The 16,568-nt window shown below is 64.4% G+C and carries 13 protein-coding genes; 6 read left to right on the top strand and 7 right to left on the bottom strand.

All coding sequences use genetic code 11. From position 1 onward, the window contains the following. Nucleotides 1-2 precede the first annotated feature (2 nt). On the bottom strand, nucleotides 3-794 hold the full coding sequence (locus tag AB4Z51_RS01865; RefSeq protein ID WP_441496917.1) for an ABC transporter substrate-binding protein: 792 nt from the start codon (nucleotides 792-794) through the stop codon (nucleotides 3-5). Nucleotides 795-1,032: 238 nt separating this feature from the next. Between AB4Z51_RS01865 and AB4Z51_RS01860 the strand changes: the two genes are divergently transcribed. Beyond that, nucleotides 1,033-2,226, top strand: a complete 1,194-nt coding sequence (locus AB4Z51_RS01860) for an efflux RND transporter periplasmic adaptor subunit (RefSeq protein ID WP_085405197.1) — start codon at nucleotides 1,033-1,035, stop codon at nucleotides 2,224-2,226. Nucleotides 2,227-2,239: 13 nt separating this feature from the next. Further along, nucleotides 2,240-5,398, top strand: a complete 3,159-nt coding sequence (locus tag AB4Z51_RS01855; protein WP_441496916.1) for an efflux RND transporter permease subunit — start codon at nucleotides 2,240-2,242, stop codon at nucleotides 5,396-5,398. Between the two features lie 280 nt (nucleotides 5,399-5,678). Here the strand turns inward: AB4Z51_RS01855 and AB4Z51_RS01850 are convergent, their stop codons facing one another. Then, entirely contained in the window at nucleotides 5,679-6,851 is a 1,173-nt protein-coding gene (locus tag AB4Z51_RS01850; RefSeq protein ID WP_085405199.1) for an MFS transporter, read from the bottom strand. Between the two features lie 60 nt (nucleotides 6,852-6,911). On the opposite strand from AB4Z51_RS01850, the gene AB4Z51_RS01845 reads away from it, so the two are divergent. From AB4Z51_RS01845 to AB4Z51_RS01830, 4 genes are all read left to right on the top strand, one after another. After that, complete coding sequence (locus AB4Z51_RS01845) at nucleotides 6,912-7,709, top strand: AraC family transcriptional regulator (protein ID WP_167768049.1); 798 nt, start codon at nucleotides 6,912-6,914, stop codon at nucleotides 7,707-7,709. A 266-nt stretch (nucleotides 7,710-7,975) separates the two neighbouring features. After that, on the top strand, nucleotides 7,976-9,328 hold the full coding sequence (locus AB4Z51_RS01840) for a malonyl-CoA decarboxylase (protein WP_085405200.1): 1,353 nt from the start codon (nucleotides 7,976-7,978) through the stop codon (nucleotides 9,326-9,328). Between the two features lie 220 nt (nucleotides 9,329-9,548). Next, nucleotides 9,549-10,997 (top strand): MmgE/PrpD family protein, encoded by a 1,449-nt coding sequence (locus tag AB4Z51_RS01835; RefSeq protein WP_441496915.1) that lies wholly within the window; start codon nucleotides 9,549-9,551, stop codon nucleotides 10,995-10,997. Between the two features lie 189 nt (nucleotides 10,998-11,186). Continuing rightward, on the top strand, nucleotides 11,187-12,332 hold the full coding sequence (locus tag AB4Z51_RS01830) for a DUF418 domain-containing protein (RefSeq protein WP_085405202.1): 1,146 nt from the start codon (nucleotides 11,187-11,189) through the stop codon (nucleotides 12,330-12,332). 147 nt (nucleotides 12,333-12,479) lie between these two features. Here the strand turns inward: AB4Z51_RS01830 and AB4Z51_RS01825 are convergent, their stop codons facing one another. The 5 genes from AB4Z51_RS01825 to AB4Z51_RS01805 form a co-directional block, all read right to left on the bottom strand. Then, nucleotides 12,480-12,767 carry a GIY-YIG nuclease family protein gene (locus AB4Z51_RS01825; RefSeq protein ID WP_085405204.1) on the bottom strand — a complete coding sequence of 96 codons (288 nt, stop codon included), beginning with the start codon at nucleotides 12,765-12,767 and terminating at the stop codon, nucleotides 12,480-12,482. Nucleotides 12,768-12,982: 215 nt separating this feature from the next. Next, nucleotides 12,983-14,152, bottom strand: coding sequence for a D(-)-tartrate dehydratase (gene tarD, locus AB4Z51_RS01820; protein ID WP_071910182.1), 1,170 nt, complete (start codon nucleotides 14,150-14,152; stop codon nucleotides 12,983-12,985). Between the two features lie 138 nt (nucleotides 14,153-14,290). Further along, a complete protein-coding gene (locus AB4Z51_RS01815) occupies nucleotides 14,291-14,548 on the bottom strand; it encodes a DUF3297 family protein (RefSeq protein WP_015684132.1) in 258 nt (85 codons plus the stop codon). Continuing rightward, nucleotides 14,545-15,021 (bottom strand): glutathione peroxidase, encoded by a 477-nt coding sequence (locus tag AB4Z51_RS01810; protein ID WP_441496914.1) that lies wholly within the window; start codon nucleotides 15,019-15,021, stop codon nucleotides 14,545-14,547. The genes AB4Z51_RS01815 and AB4Z51_RS01810 overlap by 4 nt, the downstream gene beginning before the upstream one ends. A gap of 2 nt (nucleotides 15,022-15,023) precedes the next feature. Then, on the bottom strand, nucleotides 15,024-16,424 hold the full coding sequence (locus AB4Z51_RS01805; RefSeq protein ID WP_085405206.1) for an amidase family protein: 1,401 nt from the start codon (nucleotides 16,422-16,424) through the stop codon (nucleotides 15,024-15,026). Nucleotides 16,425-16,568: the final 144 nt, after the last annotated feature.

The raw sequence follows: 16,568 nt of genomic DNA, 5'->3' as shown, positions 1-16,568 counted from the left end.
CGCTATTCCGTCCGGATCGGCGTGTCCTTCAGGCCGTTGTTGTCATAGGCCTTGCGCAAGGTGCCGTTCGTCGTGGCTTCCGTCATGAACCTGGAAACGAACGYCAGCGCCTGGGGATGACCGAGCGGGACGGCGACGGCCGTCACCGTTTTCTTGAAGGTCTCGTCCAGCACCTTCGTGCCCGGGATCTTCTGCGCCATCTTGTTGAGCTGGTCGCGCGACAGCGCGAAGGCGTCGATCTCGCCGCTCTTCAGGAAGCCGAATATCTCGTCATAGGTCTGATAGCCCGTGACTTTCGCATTCTTCAGATGCGCGATCGCGCCGCGCATGGTCGTGGTGGCATTGACGGCCGCGACCTTGATGCCGGGCTGGTCGAGGCTGGCGAAGTTGGTGACGGCTGAGCCGGGCTTGACGATGTAGGTGGCATCCGCGACCTCGTAGATCGGGCCGAACATCATCTTGGTCTCACGCTCGGGATCTTTTGGCAGCCAGGTGACGTCCCAGGTCCCCTTGCCGGCCGCGTCGGTGATCTGCCCGGAATTCTGGTGCACGACATATTCGACGGGCACGCCGAGTTGGCCGGCCATCTCCTTGCCGAGGTCGACCGGCACGCCGGCATAGCCGGCTTCGGTCTTGGTCGACCAGAACGCGCCGCCCGCCGGGCTGATCGCGATCGCGACCCGCAGCTTGCCGGTCGGGGCGATCTCGTCCTTCAGGCCATCGGCTAGCGCGGGCATGGCGACTGCCGCTGCGAAAACGAGGCCGGCAAGGGCCGCCTGGAGGGACGTGGGCATGTCATGTTCTCCTCACCTTTTCTTCTCTGCTTCTCGACCGCTTCGTTTCCGTCACTCGGCCTTTGACACAATTCTGGTCGATCATGCACGATGAAAAGCGGTTTGCCATGACAAACGTGTCAAAGGCCACTGCGCCATTTGCAATGCAAGGCTGGTGACCGCCATGGCTATGGTGTTCCACGGCCGGGCATTTGTTGGTAGCCTGCCACACCGACAGACAATAATCGGGGGCCACCGAATGACCTGCGCGAATCCCGCTGATCTCGCACAACGGAACGGAGCGTGGAGACATGTCGGGCGGGCACTCGTTGCCGCAGCGGCCGTGGTGGCGCTCGCCGGCTGCGAGGACAAGAACACGTTCGTGGCACCGCCGCCGCCGAAGGTGGACGTCGCGGCGCCCGTGCAGCGCGCGGTGACGCGCTATGTCGAAGCCACCGGCAACACCGCGCCGGTCAAGAGCGTCGATCTGGTGGCGCGCGTGCAGGGCTTCCTGCAATCGATCGACTATCAGGACGGCAGCTTCGTCAAGCAGGGCACCCAGCTTTTCTTAATCGAGCCTGAGACCTACAAGCTCAAGCTCGAGCAGGCGCAGGCGGCCGAGGTCGGTGCGCAGGCCACGCTCAAGCAGGCCGAGGCCGATTTCAAGCGGCAGGTCGACCTCGTGCAGCGCCAGGCTGTCTCGCAGGCGACTCTCGACACCTCGACATCCACCCGCGACAACGCCCAGGCCAGTCTCCAGCAGGCCCAGGTCAATACGAGGCTCGCCGAGGTCAATTACGGCTACACCAAGGTGAGCGCGCCGTTCGACGGCATCGTCAGCGCGCACCTGGTCTCGATCGGCGAGCTCGTCGGCGTCTCCTCCCCGACCCAGCTCGCAACCATCGTCGCGCTGGATCCGATCTGGGTGAACTTCACGGTCAGCGAGCAGGACGTCCTTCGCATCCGCGCCGAAGCGGCCCGTCGCGGGCTGACCGTGGCCGACCTCAAACAGTTGCCGATCCAGGTGGGCCTCCAGACCGAGACCGGCTATCCGCATGAAGGCCACCTCGACTACGTCTCGCCGACCCTCAATACATCAACGGGCACGCTCGCGGTACGCGGCGTCTTGCCCAACGGCAAGCGAGCGCTGCTGCCCGGCTATTTCGTCCGGGTCCGGGTGCCCTTCGACCAGGACAAGAACGCCCTCCTCGTCCCCGACACCGCGCTCGGCAGCGACCAGGGCGGCCGCTATCTTCTGGTGGTCAATAGCGACAACATTGTCGAGCAGCGCAAGGTGCAGATCGGTCAGGTCGACAACGGCCTGCGCGTGATCGAAAGCGGCTTGAAGCCGGACGATCGCGTGGTGATCGCGGGGCTACTGCGCGTGATCCCGGGCCAGAAGATCGATCCGCAACCGACGAAGATCGACCAGCCGCAGGCGTCGGCCAAGTGAGGGGTCGCCAGCCATGATCTCGAAATTCTTCATCGAACGGCCGGTCCTCTCGAATGTCATCGCGCTTCTGATGATCCTGATCGGCGGCGTCGCGCTGTTCAACCTCGCGGTCGCGCAATATCCCGACGTGGTGCCGCCAACGGTGCAGGTCACCACGCGCTATCCCGGCGCCAGCGCCAAGACCGTGATCGACACCGTCGCGCTGCCGATCGAGCAGCAGGTCAACGGCGTCGAGGACATGCTCTACATGCAGTCCTACAGCGGCTCCGACGGCACCTATACGCTGACCGTGACCTTCAAGATCGGCACCGACCTCAACTTCGCGCAGGTGCTGGTGCAGAACCGTGTCTCCAGCGCGCTGTCGCAGCTGCCAACCTCCGTGCAGAACCAGGGCGTCACCGTCCAGAAGAAGTCGACCTCGATCCTGCTGTTCGTGACGCTGACCTCGCCGGACAGGACGTTCGACAGCCTTTATCTGAGMAACTACGCCACCATCAACATCCGCGACGAGCTTTCGCGTCTGCCCGGCGTCGGCAACGTCACGGTGTTCGGCGCCGGCCAATATTCGATGCGGGTGTGGCTCGATCCGAACAAGCTCCAGGTCCGCGGACTGATGCCGTCGGACGTCGTCACGGCGATCCAGCAGCAGAGCCAGCAGGTCTCGGCCGGCCAGGTCGGCGCGCCGCCGACGCCGCCGGGACAGGCGTTCCAGTACACGCTCAACGTCAACGGCCGGCTCGACGACACCACCCAGTTCGAGAACATCATCGTCAAGACCGGCACCAGTGGCGACGTCACGCGCGTGCGCGACGTCGGCTGGGTCGAATTGGGCGCGCAGACCTACAGCCAGATCTTCTCGCTGAACAATCAGCCGGCCACCGGCATCGGCGTGTTCCAGTCGCCGGGCGCCAACGCGCTCCAGGTCGAGCAGGCCGTCGAGAAGAAGATGGCGGAGCTTGCAAAGCGATTCCCCGAAGGCATCAAATACGACACGCCGTTCGACACCACCAAATTCGTCGAAGCCTCGGTGCACGAGGTCTACATGACGCTGATCGAGGCCGGCCTGCTGGTGCTGGTCGTGATCCTGGTGTTCTTGCAGGACTGGCGCGCAATGCTGGTGCCGGCGACCACCGTGCCCGTCACCATCATCGGCGCCTTCGCGGCGATGGCGGCGCTCGGCTTCACCATCAACATGTCGACGCTGTTCGCGATCGTGCTCGCGATCGGCATCGTCGTCGACGACGCCATCGTCGTGGTCGAAGGTGCCGCGCACAACATCGAGCAGGGCATGAACGGCCACGACGCCGCGATCAGGGCAATGGACCAGCTGTTCGCGCCGATCGTCGGCATCACCCTGGTGCTGATCTCGGTGTTCCTGCCGGCATCGTTCCTCGCCGGCCTCACCGGGCGCATCTATTCGCAATTCGCGCTGGTGATCGCGGCGACCGCGCTGCTGTCCGCCATCAACGCGGCGACGCTGAAGCCGACGCAATGCGCGCTCTGGCTGCGGCCCACGGTGCCGCCGGAGCAGCGCAATTTCTTCTACCGCGGCTTCAACGCCGTCTATGACCGTGTCGAGCGGGGCTACACGCGCCTCATCGGCGTGCTGTGCAGGAACAGCACGATCTCGGTCGCATTCGCACTGGTGCTGATCGGGATCGGCGGCTACGGCCTGTCGCGGGTGCCGACCGGCTTCCTGCCGATCGAGGACCAGGGCTACCTGATAGCGGCCGTGCAACTGCCCGATGGCGCCGCGCTGGAGCGGACCCAGACGGTGCTCGACAGGGCGAGCGAGCTGATCAAGGACACGCCTGGTGTCCAGCAGGTCATCACCATCGCCGGTATCTCCGCGCTCGACAACAGCGCCAGCCTTGCCAATGCCGGCGTCGCCTACATCATCCTGAAGGACTGGTCGGCGCGCAAAGGGCCCGGCGAGGATCTGCGTTCGCTGGTCTACGGGCTGAATGACAAGCTCGCGACCATCATGGAGGCGCGCACCCTGGTGCTGCCGCCGCCGCCGATCCAGGGCATCGGCAACGCGGCCGGCTTCTCGATGCAGATCGAACTGCGCGACGGCAACAGCGATTTTGCAAAGCTCCAGGCCATCACCGGCGCGATGGTTTCCAACGCCCAGAGCCAGAGCGCGCTGCAGCGCGTATCGTCCTCGTTCCGCTCGTCGGTGCCGCAGTTCAACGTCGAGATCGACCGCATCAAGACCCAGACGCTGCACGTCACCACCGATCAGGTGTTCGCGGCGCTGTCGACCTATCTCGGCTCGTCCTACGTCAATCAGTTCAACAAGTTCGGACGCGTGTTCCAGGTCTATACCCAGGCCGATCCGGCATTCCGCGTCACCGAGCGCGACATCGCCAACATGCAGGTACGCAACTCGAACGGCGACATGATCCCGATCGGCACCGTCGCCACGATCACGCCGGCCACCGGCCCGTCGCTGATCAGCCTCTACAACCTCTACCCTTCCTCGACCATCGTCGGCCTGCCGGCGCAGGGCTACTCGTCCGGCCAGTCGCTGCAGCTGATGGAGGAGATCGCGGACAAGACGCTGCCGCCGGGCACGGGCTACGAGTGGACCGCGATGTCCTATCAGGAGAAGGCCGTCTCGAACCAGATCTACTGGGTGTTCGGCCTTGCCATGCTGCTGGTCTATCTCGTGCTCGCCGGCCAGTACGAGAGCTGGTACGCGCCGATCTCGGTGATCCTCGCGGTGCCGCTATCGCTGATCGGGCCCATGCTCGTCCTCAACGCCTTGAAGATCGACAACAACCTCTATTGCCAGATCGGCCTGATCCTGCTGATCGCGCTGTCGGCCAAGAACGCGATCCTGATCGTCGAGGTCGGGCTCGAGCTGCATAACCGCGACGGCAAGCCGGTGCTGGAATCCGCGATCGAGGCGGCGCGCGCCCGCTTCCGGCCGATCCTGATGACGTCGTTCGCCTTCATCCTCGGCGTGGTGCCGCTGGTGATCGCGACCGGCGCCGGCGCCAGCGCCCGCAAGTCGATCGGCATCACCGTATTCTCAGGCATGCTGGCCTCGACCTGCCTTGCGGTGCTGTTCGTTCCGGCCTTCTTCGTGGTGGTGCAGCGCTTCGAGAACTGGCGCACGTCGAAGAAGGCGCCGAAGGCAAAGACGGTGGCCGAGGTGAAGCCGTAGTTTTTCCGCGGAGGGCGGGCTGCCGACAAACAAAAAAGTCGAAAACAACCCCATGCACAGTAGAACGGCGTTGATGGCATTGGGCTTTTTTGAGCGTTCCGGTGCTTTGACACGTCGGGCAAAACACCGGCAGAATGGCATGATGGGGGTATGGGCGACCTCCCTCCTCATCACCCGTCATTGCGAGCGCAGCGAAGCAATCCAGAGTCCCTCCGCGGAGGCAGTCTGGATTGCTTCGTCGCTACGCTCCTCGCAATGACGAGCGGAGAGAGCCCCGGCCTCACGCCGCCGCCGGCGTCCTGATCTCGCGCGGCAGGATGATGGCGGCGGCGATCGCGAGAAGGCAGAGCGCGGCGAAGGCGTGCAGCATGGTGACGAAGCCGCCCTGTTCGTAGAGCCAGGCGACCAGGCCGACGGAGGCGCCCGCGGCGGTGAAGCCGATGAAATAGCGCACCGCATAGGCGCGCGAGCGCCATTCCTCGCTGGTGTATTTGCCGACCATGGCATCGTTCACCGTGACCTGCCCGAACGCACCCATGACGATGCCGATCGAGACCAGGATCAGCGGCAGATTGGACAGGCTCGCGGCGAGATAAAGGAACGGCGCCAGCATAAAGGACAGCGGCAGCGCCACCGTCTTCAGCGAGTAGCGGTCGAGCAACCGGCCGATCGTGTACTGGGTCATCGCGCCGAACACGTAGACGCAGGCGGCGATGACGCCGAGCAGCGCCGGGCTTTTCGTCAGGTCCGCAAGCCGTTCCGCGAACAGTTTTGGCAGCGCGACGGTGACCGCATTGAACGTGGTCGAGATCGCGATGACCACGATCAGCAGCGACAGGATCACGCGCCACATGTCTTTCTTCGCCACGCGCGCTTGAGCTGCCGCCTGCTTCGAGCCCTTGCGGTCCTCGTGCACGACCATCATCGCAAAGGCGATGCCGATCAGGATGGTGACGACACCGGGCACGATGAAGGCAAAACGCCAGCCGAGATACTGGCCGATCACGCCGGTAACCAGCGCGGACGACGCAACGCCGAGATTGCCCCAGACGCCGTTGATCCCCATCTCGCGGCCGAGCCGGTCGGCATAGGACACGATCATCGCGGTGCCGACGGGGTGATAGATCGAAGCAAAAATGCCGATCGCGAACAGCGCCGCGCCAAGCTGTGCCGGGGTCTGCACGAAGCCGACCGAGATCATGGAAGCACCGATGCCGACGAAGAAGATCAGCATCATGTGGCGGCGGCTCCAGCGGTCCCCGAGCCAGCCGGTGAGCAGCGAGCCCGCGCCGAAGGCGACGAAGCCCGGCGTCGCATAGGGCAGAAGTTCCGAATAGGCCATGCCGAGCGCCGGCCCCATGATGATTACGGCGGCGGCGAAAATCAGCATCGCATAATGGTCGATGAAATGGCCTGCGTTGACGAAACTGATCACCCGGCTGGGGCTGTTCATTCCGAATCCTCTCTTGCTCCGAAATGAGTTATATGTCGGACCCATGACGGGATGCCGCCAATGAATGTCTTGGAAACGCCAATCCTCCGGGAGGTCCGGAGCAACCATCTCTCGCCCGCGGGCGTGCACCTGGTTGCACGCGACTATCCCAAGGGCATGCGGATCGATCCGCATATGCACCGCGAGTCACAGCTCATCTACGCGGCCAGGGGGACGATGCAGGTGACGACGCCCGCGGGGCGCTGGCTGGTGCCGCCGGACCGCGCCGTCTGGGTGCCGGCCGGGCTCGAGCATGCCCTCGACCTGCTCGCCGACATCGAGATGCGCACGCTGTATTTCGACCTGCCCTGGCTCAAGCGCGAGCAACGCTATGAGGGGCTGACCAAGGAATTCGTGGTGCGAGTATCGCCGCTGCTCAACCAGGCGATCCTCGCGCTGTTCGACACACGCAACACCGAGGAGCGGACCGAGCTGCTGGTCCGCCTGGTGATGCTGGAATTGCACCAGGCGGAGGATTCCGCGACCTTCGTGCCGCTGCCGCATGAGCCGCGCTGCCGGCGCGCCGCGATGATCGTGCTCGACGATCCCACCGGCCTGCACGACATCGACACGCTGGCGCGCGAGGTCGGAACCTCCGTGCGTACGTTGTCGCGGCTGTTTTCGACCGAGACGCAATTGAGCTTCAAGAGCTGGTGCCAGCGCGCAAGGGTTGCGGCAGCGATCCAGCGGCTGTCGACCGACCCCAATGTGTCGGTGAAGCAGCTCGCCACCCAGCTCGGCTATGCCAGCGTGCCGGCGTTTTCGGCAGCATTCCGTCAGGTCACGGGGCGGACGCCGACGGAGTTTGCGGGGAAGTAGTCACGGTGTCGTCGCCCGGCTTGACCGGGCGACCCAGTATTCCAGACGGCCGTGATTGAGCCGAGAGGCCGCGGCGTACTGGATGCCCCGGTCAAGCCGGGGCATGACAGCTTTGGTGGCACTCTCGCCCTCGCGGGGCATGACAGCTTTCCTGGTGGCGCATGGCACCACGAAAGATACAAAATTCCCCTGCTTGATTGTGATCGGCTTCCGCCTAAATCCCGTGTAAGCTTCCGCAGCGCACAAACCGGAATCGAAACGACCAGATGGCCAACGCCTTCTTCTCAGACCTGCTCGCCACCATCTCCGATCGCGGCCGCACGCTGCTGCGCCGCGGGGATTCCGACGACACCAAGCACGATGCCGACGGGCTGATCGAGCTCTGCGGTGCGCTGCTGTCGGGCCGGGGCGAAGCTTCGGGCACTGCCATGGCGCGTGAGGTGCTCGACATCTACCAGGAGCTGGATGCGGCAGGACGCCGCGCCTTCTTCGAAGCCCTGGTGCGCGATTTCGGCCCCGATCGCGAACGCCTGTCCAAGGCGATCGAAAAATGGCGCGCCAAGCCCAGTGACGAAGACGCGAGCTCGCTGCACTTCGCCTCCGAGCCGCGCCGGCAGGAGCTGATCCGCCGCCTCAACCGCGCGCCGGGCGGCACCGGCGATCTCGTCAACATGCGCGCCGATCTGCTCGGCATGATGAACGGGCACACCGATCTCGCCGCGCTCGATCGCGACGTCTCGCACCTTCTCTCGTCGTGGTTCAACAGGGGGTTTCTCGTGCTGCGCCGGATTGACTGGTCGACCCCGGCCAACATCCTCGAAAAGATCATCCGTTACGAAGCCGTGCACGAGATCAGCGACTGGGACGACCTGCGCCGCCGCATCGATCCGGTCGACCGGCGCTGCTACGCCTTCTTCCATCCCGCGATGGTTGACGAGCCCCTGATCTTCGTCGAGGTGGCGCTGACCGAGACGATCCCCGGTGCGATCGCGCCGCTGCTGGCGGTCGACCGCCAGCATCTGCCGATCGAGCGTGCGCGCACCGCGGTGTTCTATTCGATCTCCAACACCCAGCGCGGGCTTGGCGGCATCTCCTTCGGCAGCTTCCTGATCAAACAGGTGGTCGAAGAGCTGCGCCGCGAGACGCCAAAACTCGACACCTTCGTGACGCTGTCGCCGGTGCCGGGCTTCATGCAATGGGTGAAGCAGGACAGGGACCTGCCGCTCTCGGACGAGGACCGCGAGGTGCTGAAGCGCCTCGACGATCCCAAATGGTTCGAGAACCCCGAGACGACGACGCTGCTCCGCACCGTGATCGAGCCGCTCGCGGCCTATTACTTCCTGAAGGCGCGCACGCCGAAGGGCAAGCTGATCGATTCCGTCGCCCGCTTCCATCTCGGCAACGGCGCACGGCTCGAGCGCATCAACTGGCTCGGCGACCTCTCGCCGAAAGGCGCACGCGAGTCCGCCGGCGTGATGGTCAACTACCTCTACCGCCTCGACGACATCGAGAAGAACCACGAAGCCTACGCCAACGACGGTGAGGTCGTGGCGTCGAGCGCGGTGAAGAAGCTGCTGAAGGGCGAGGGGCGCAGGCTGCTGGATATGCGGCTGTCGTAGGGGCAGCCCTGCTCGCGCCCCATCGTCATTGCGAGGAGCTCTTGCGACGAAGCAATCCAGATTGTCTCCGCGGAGAGAGACTGGATTGCTTCGCTGCGCTCGCAATGACGGAGGATGTGGTGGCACCCAGGGCGCTTCTGGCGCCAGCGTCGGCTACTAGACACGCGGCTGTCCTAAGCGCTAGACGTTTCATCAGTTCCTGCACCAAAGACGGGACACCATGAAACGACGCGACTTTCTCGGCCTGACCGCAGCGGCGGCAACCAGCCTCTCGCTTTCGCCCGCACGGAGTTTCGCGGAGGGATCTGGCTCCGGGCCAGAAATGACGGCGCTGTGCGACTACATGAGCGCTGCGAAAACCCGCGCGCTGCCACCCGAAGTCGTCGAACAAGCAAAGCACCACATCCTCGATACGCTGGCGTCGATGGTATCAGGATCGGAGCTGCCGCCCGGTCAGGCGGCGCAGCGCTACATTCGCGCCAATGCTGCGCAGGGGACATCGACCATTGCCGGCACATCGCTCACCGCGTCGCCAGTCGAGGCCGCGCTTGCCAACGGCGTCATGGCGCATGCCGACGAGACCGACGATTCGCACAGCCCGTCGCGCTCGCATCCCGGCTCTTCGACTGTTCCCGCGGCACTTGCGCTCGGCGAACACCTCGGAATCGACGGCGCCCATTTTCTGCGTGCGGTGACGCTGGGCTACGACGTCGGCACGCGCGTGGTGATGGCAATGGGCGGGGCCGATTTCAGCTATGAGAGCGTGCTGAGCACGCACAGCATTGCCGGCACGTTCTGCGCCTCGGCTGCTGCCGCCTGTGTCGCCGGCTTCGATGCGCGCCGGATGCGCTGGGTGCTCGACTATGCCGCGCAGCAATCCTCCGGCTTCATCGTGTGGCGGCGCGACGTCGACCATATCGAGAAAGGGTTTGTGTTCGCCGGCATGCCGGCCCGCAACGGCGTGACGTCAGCACTGCTGGTGCGTTCGGACTGGAACGGCGTCGACGACGTGTTCTCAGGGCCAGACAATTACTTCCTGGCCTATGCGCCGAAGGCTGCGACCGGCAAACTCGTGGAGAAGCTTGGCGAGCGTTACGAGATCGCAGGCACCGACATCAAGAAATGGACGGTGGGTTCACCGATCCAGGGACCGCTCGATGCGGTCTACGCCATCCGCAGCAAGCAGGCGTTCGAGGCCGATCAGGTCAAGCGCGTGACCGTGCGCCTCGCGCCGTCCGTCGCCGAGGTCGTGGACAACCGCGACATCCCCGACATCTGTCTCCAGCACATGGTCGCCGTGATGCTGCTCGACAAGACCGCCTCCTTCCACGCCGCCCACGACAAGCCGCGCATGCAGGACGCGGCGGTTTTGAAGGAGCGCGCCAAAGTGAATTTGGTGCGCGACGAGGAGCTGGCCAAACTATTGCCGGTGCGCGTCGCCGTCGTCGAGATCGAGCTCACTGATGGAAGCCGCCTCTCCGAACGCGTCACCGCCGTGCGCGGCACGCCGCGCAACCCGATGACGCGCGACGAGGTCATCGACAAGGCGCGCGATCTGATTGCCCCAGTGGTCGGCGGCGAGAAGGCCGAGCGGTTGATCAAGTCGGTGTATGCGATTGAGGCTGTGACCGACATCCGCAGCTTGCGGCCGCTGCTGCAACGCGTGTGAGGAGCGAAATTTCGTAAGGGATGGCAGACTTTCGCCACATCGTCATTGCGAGGAGCTCTTGCGAAGAAACAATCCAGACTGCCTCCACAGAGAGATTCTGGATTGCTTCGCTGCGCTCGCAATGACGGAGCGTGTGGCAGGCATCTCGCCCCGCGCCACGCGTCGTCGAGCTACAATTGGAATTCTTCCATGACATCCGATGGTGCCGCATCTCCTCGGGCAATAAGCCCCTCGGACCGGATCGACGCCATCGACGTGCTGCGGGGCATTGCCCTGTTCGGCGTCATGGCCATCAACGTGGTCATGGAATTTCGCATTTCGATCTTCGAGCAGTTTCTTGGTGCCAGGACGCTTGCTTCGCCGGTTGATCGCGCTGTCGAAACGATCCTGACGCAGGCCGTGGAGCTCAAGGCGTTTGCGCTGTTCTCGCTGCTGTTCGGCGCAGGCCTTGCCATTCAATTCGACCGGCTCGCGAACAGCGAGCGCCGCACTTTCCTGCTCCTGCGGCGGCTCGCTGTGCTGCTGGTGTTCGGCGTCATTCATTTGTGCCTGATCTGGAACGGCGATATCCTCACCGAATATGCACTGGCGGGATTCATCGTGCTGCCGTTCCTGTTTGGCCCGCGCTGGTTGCTGACGCTCGCCGCGCTGGCGTCTCTCGCGCTGTATCTGGCCATGCAGGCCTTTCCGCCCGCGGGGTTGTTTCCCGGCAGGACCGCGATCTGGCGGGACGTCATGGATGCAAATCGCATCTATGCGACGGGCGGCTTCCTCGACGTGCTGGCGTTTCGTCTCCGCGAAATTCCTCTCATCGCGTCCCTGCACGCGTTCGTCTTCTTGCGCACGATCGGGCTGTTTCTCGTCGGAGCGCTGGCCTGGCGGAGCGGCATTCTGCAAAATGCCCGCGGCCTGCTCGTCATCGCGCTTCCGGCTATCTGTCTCGGCGCGGCCTTGCTTTACGTCGGCATCGAGCCGCTCGGCAACATCCTGCTGGCGCTGGGCTATGGTGCCGCCATCCTCTTCATCGCCAGTTTCGGACGCGGCAAGAGGCTGCTCGGCTGGGCCGCGCCGCTCGGCCGGATGGCATTCACCAACTACATCGCACAATCGCTCATCTTCGGCTGGATCTTCTACGGCTACGGCCTTGGCCTGTTCGGACGGCTCGGCATCACCCAGGCCCTCGCTATCGGCATCGCCGTCTACGTCGGACAGGTGCTGTTCAGCGCATGGTGGCTGCGCCACTACCGACACGGCCCGATCGAATGGCTGTGGCGCACGCTGATGTATGGTGCACTGCAGCCGATGTTGTTGTCACGGGTGGAGGGCGTGCAGTGACCAAGGTCCCTCCGCCGTCATTGCGAGGAGCACTTGCGACGAAGCAATCCGGATTGCCTCCGCGGAAAGATTCTGGATTGCTTCGCTACGCTCGCAATGACGGGATGAGTGGCGCCCTCTCGCCTACTACCGCCACTCCCCCTGTAGTCAGATCAGCGTCTCGTAGAGATCCGTCCAGTCCGGATTGGCGCTCTCGATCAGCGCAAGCTTCTTCGCTCTGCTGCCACCCTTGATCTGCTTCTCACGTACAATCGCATCGGTCATTGTCGCGTGCAGTTCGTACCAGACGAGAAGCTTGCAGCCGTATTTCGACGAGAAGCCCTTCACCAGGCCCTCATGATGCTCGAACGCGCGGCGCGGCGGATTCGAGGTGACGCCGACGTAGATCGTCCCATTGCGACGATTGGCGAACATGTACACGCAGGGCTGCTTCATGATTATTCTCGATCAACGAGAGCGTTCACGATATCACAACCAAGAGATGATCGCGAGCAGCATTTGCAATAGGCGTGACAGAACGCAGCTCTCTCCGCCGTCATTGCGAGGAGCGCAGCGACGAAGCAATCCAGACTGCCTCTGCGAAAAGACTCTGGATTGCTTCGCTGCGCTCGCAATGACGGAGAGTGTCGGCGCGGCCGTCGAGCCCAATCCTACTCCGCCAGCGCCTTCATTTCCTTGTAGAGATCCGACTTGCCTTCGAAGCCGATGCCCGGCAGGTCGGGCATGGTGATGTGGCCGTTCTCGACGCGCACGCCATCCGGGAAGCCGCCGTAGGGCTGGAACAGGTCGGGATAGCTCTCGTTGCCGCCGAGGCCGAGGCCGGCTGCGATGTTGAGGGACATCTGGTGGCCGCCGTGGGGGATGCAGCGGCTCGGCGACCAGCCGTAGGTTTTCAGGACCTCCAGCGTGCGCTGGTATTCGCAGAGGCCGTAGGATAGCGCGCAGTCGAATTGCAGCCAGTCGCGGTCGGGACGCATGCCGCCGTAGCGGATGAGGTTGCGCGCGTCCTGGTGGCTGAACAGGTTTTCGCCCGTGGCCATCGGGCCCGGATAGAATTCGGCGAGCGCGGCCTGCAGCGCGTAGTCGAGGGGATCGCCGACCTCCTCGTACCAGAACAGCGGATAGTCCCGCAGCATCTTGGCGTAGGCGATGCCGGTCTCGAGATCGAAGCGGCCGTTGGCATCGACCGCGAGCTGCGCGTCCTTGCCGATCTCCTTCAGCACCGCCTCGATGCGGGTGCGGTCGTCTTCGATCGACGCGCCGCCGATCTTCATCTTCACGACGTTGTAACCGCGATCGAGATAGCCGCGCATCTCGCCGCGCAGCATCGAGAGATCCTTGCCGGGATAGTAGTAGCCGCCGGCGGCGTAGACGAACACGCGCGGATTGGCTTTGACGCCGTGCCGCTCGGCGAGCAGCCGGAACAGCGGCTTGCCTGCGATCTTCGCCACCGCGTCCCACACCGCCATGTCGATGGTGCCGACCGCGACCGAGCGCTCGCCATGGCCGCCCGGCTTCTCGTTGGTCATCATCGCGCCCCAGACCTTGTCGGGGTCGAGATTGTCACCGGCCGCATTCAGCAGCGACTTCGGATCGGCCTCCAGGATGCGCGAGGCAAAGCGCTCGCGGATCAGGCCGCCCTGCCCGTAGCGACCGTTGGAATTGAAGCCGTAGCCGACGACGCGCTTGCCGTCGCGGACGACGTCAGTGACGACGGCGACGAGGCTCGTCGTCATCTTGGTGAAGTCGATATAGGCGTTGCGGATCGGCGAAGAGATCGGCTTCGTGATCTCGCGGACGTCGACGATGCGGACGGACATGGGATTGGCTTTCGCTAACGGTGAGAAACGTTCGTCATTGCGAGCGGAGCGAAGCAATCCAGACTGTCACCGCGGAAAGACCCTGGATTGCTTCGTCGCTGCGCTCCTCGCAATGACGAGGACAGAGTATACGCGCGCTTACTTCTTATCCCTGAAATACGGCTCGACCGGACCATGCACCTTGATCGTCAGCGGATTGCCGTGGCGGTCCTTGGCGTTGCCGGCGGTGACGCGGACCCAGCCTTCGCTGATGCAATACTCCTCGACATTGGTCTTCTCGACACCCTTGAAGCGGATGCCGACGTCGCGCGAGAGAATATCCGCGTTGTAATAGGGGCTGTTCGGGTCGACCGACAGGCGGTCCGGAAATTCGTCGCTCATGATTGTCTCGCTCATAACAGGGTCTCGATTTGCTGCCGCAATCCTTCGGGACGGGCGGTCGGCGCGTAGCGCGCGATCACCTTGCCGGCACGGTCCACGAGGAATTTGGTGAAATTCCATTTGATGGAGGCGCCCAGCAGGCCGGATTGCTGGCGTTTCAGGTAGTCATACAGAGGGTGCGCATGGGCGCCGTTGACGTCGATCTTCTCGAACAGGGGAAAGGTGACGTCGTAATGGGTCGAGCAGAAGGACTGGATCTCGCTCGCCTGCCCCGGCTCCTGCGCGCCGAACTGGTTGCAGGGAAAGCCGAGCACCGAGAAGCCGCGCGGCGAGAGGTCGCGATAGAGATCCTCCAGCCCGCGATATTGCGGCGTGAAGCCGCATTTGCTCGCGGTGTTGACGATCAGCAGCACCTGCCCCTCGAAACGGCGCATGGGCACCTCCTCGCCGAGAAGCGAGTTGGCCTTGAAGTCGTAGATCACAGACATCACTAACCCACGGGATCGATCGGCGACGGCGGCACGCCGCCCGCCTCGATCGCTTCGCCTGCGAGCAGACACAGATCCTCGCGATAGCGGCCGGACACGATGTGCACGCCGACAGGCGCCTTGCCGACCAGACCGGTGGAGACCACCAGGCCCGGCAGTCCCATGAACGGGGTCGCGATTTGCGGCATCTGCGCCTCCCAGACACGCTCGAAGGACTCACTGTCCTTGCGGTCGAGATGATCCGGGAACGGCAACTCGCCGGACACCGGCGTGAGCACGACGGCATATTTCTCGAAGAACAGCATCCAGTCGCGGGTCAGTGCGGCGCGGCGCGTGAGCGCCTTGGCGTAGTCCGCCTGGTCCATCGGCGTGACCTTGGCGCGATTGCCGCGCAGGCAGGCCAGCGCACCGGGATCGCCTTCGCGCTCAGCCATCTCCAGCTGCGCCTCATAGCCGTCGCCAAGCCAGAGTTTCCTCTGCCACGCGACCGCCTCGCGCATCGGCGGCGTGTTCTCGATGACCTCGACAGTCCAGCCGGCGCGCTCCAGCCGCTTGCCGGCGTCAGTCACGGCCGCCTTCACCTCCGGTTTGGTCGCAAGCCCGTCCGGATTGAGGCAGAGCGCGGCGCGCTTCGGCCGCGCGGGGCCCTCCAGCGGCGCCGGCACGAACCAGGGGTCGCGGATGTCGCGGGCCGACATGGCTTCGAGCGAGATCCTGAGATCGTTGACCGTGCGCGCCAGCGGGCCCGAGACGGCCATGATCTGCGGCCCGATCGGACGCTCCGGCAGCGCCGGGTTGAAGGCGGGGATGCGGCCGAGCGTCGGGCGCAGGCCGTGCACGCCGCAGGCATAGGCGGGATAGCGGATCGAGCCGGCGATGTCGGTGCCGTGGGCGATATGGCCGATGCCGGCCGCGACCGCCGAGCCGGCGCCGCCGGACGAGCCGCCCGGGGTCAGCGAGGCATCGCGGGGGTTCTTGGTGTCGCCATGGACCAGATTGGTGGTGAACCAGCGATAGGAGAAGGCCGGGCAATTGGTGCGGCCAAGCAGAATGGCGCCCGCTTTGCGGAAATTGGCGACCACCGGATTATCCTCGTGCGCGATCAGGTCGCGCTGGAGTTTCAGGCCGTTGGTGGTGGCAAAGCCTTCCTGGTCGACATTGGCCTTGATGGTGACGGGCACGCCGGCGAGCACACCGGGGTCTTCTCCCCGGGCGATGGCGGCATCGACGGCGTCAGCCTGCTTGAGCACGTCCTCCGGCCGGTGGTCGATCACCGCGTTGAGCTGGGGATTGACGGCGTCCAGGCGGGCGAGGCCGGCCTTGGCGGCCTCCCGGGCGGACACCTTTTTGGCCTTGACGAGGGTGGCGAGGTCGGCGGCCGACAGGCGCCAGAGATCTTGCATGGCTTGCTCCGTTTAACCGGCGTCTTTTAGCGCCGGGAACGCGGCAAAGCCATGCGGATTTCGCGGGGAGGAAGAGCGGGTTTGGCGCCGGGTGGCGCCTCATTCTCCGTCATTGCGAGCGCAGCGAAGCAATCCAGAATCCCT

Origin of the sequence: Bradyrhizobium sp. 2TAF36 (assembly GCF_052114925.1) — a bacterium.
GTDB classification, from domain to species: Bacteria; Pseudomonadota; Alphaproteobacteria; order Rhizobiales; family Xanthobacteraceae; genus Bradyrhizobium; species Bradyrhizobium barranii.
Note: the sequence above shows the minus strand (reverse complement) of the source record. Positions and strands in the feature narration are given on the sequence as shown.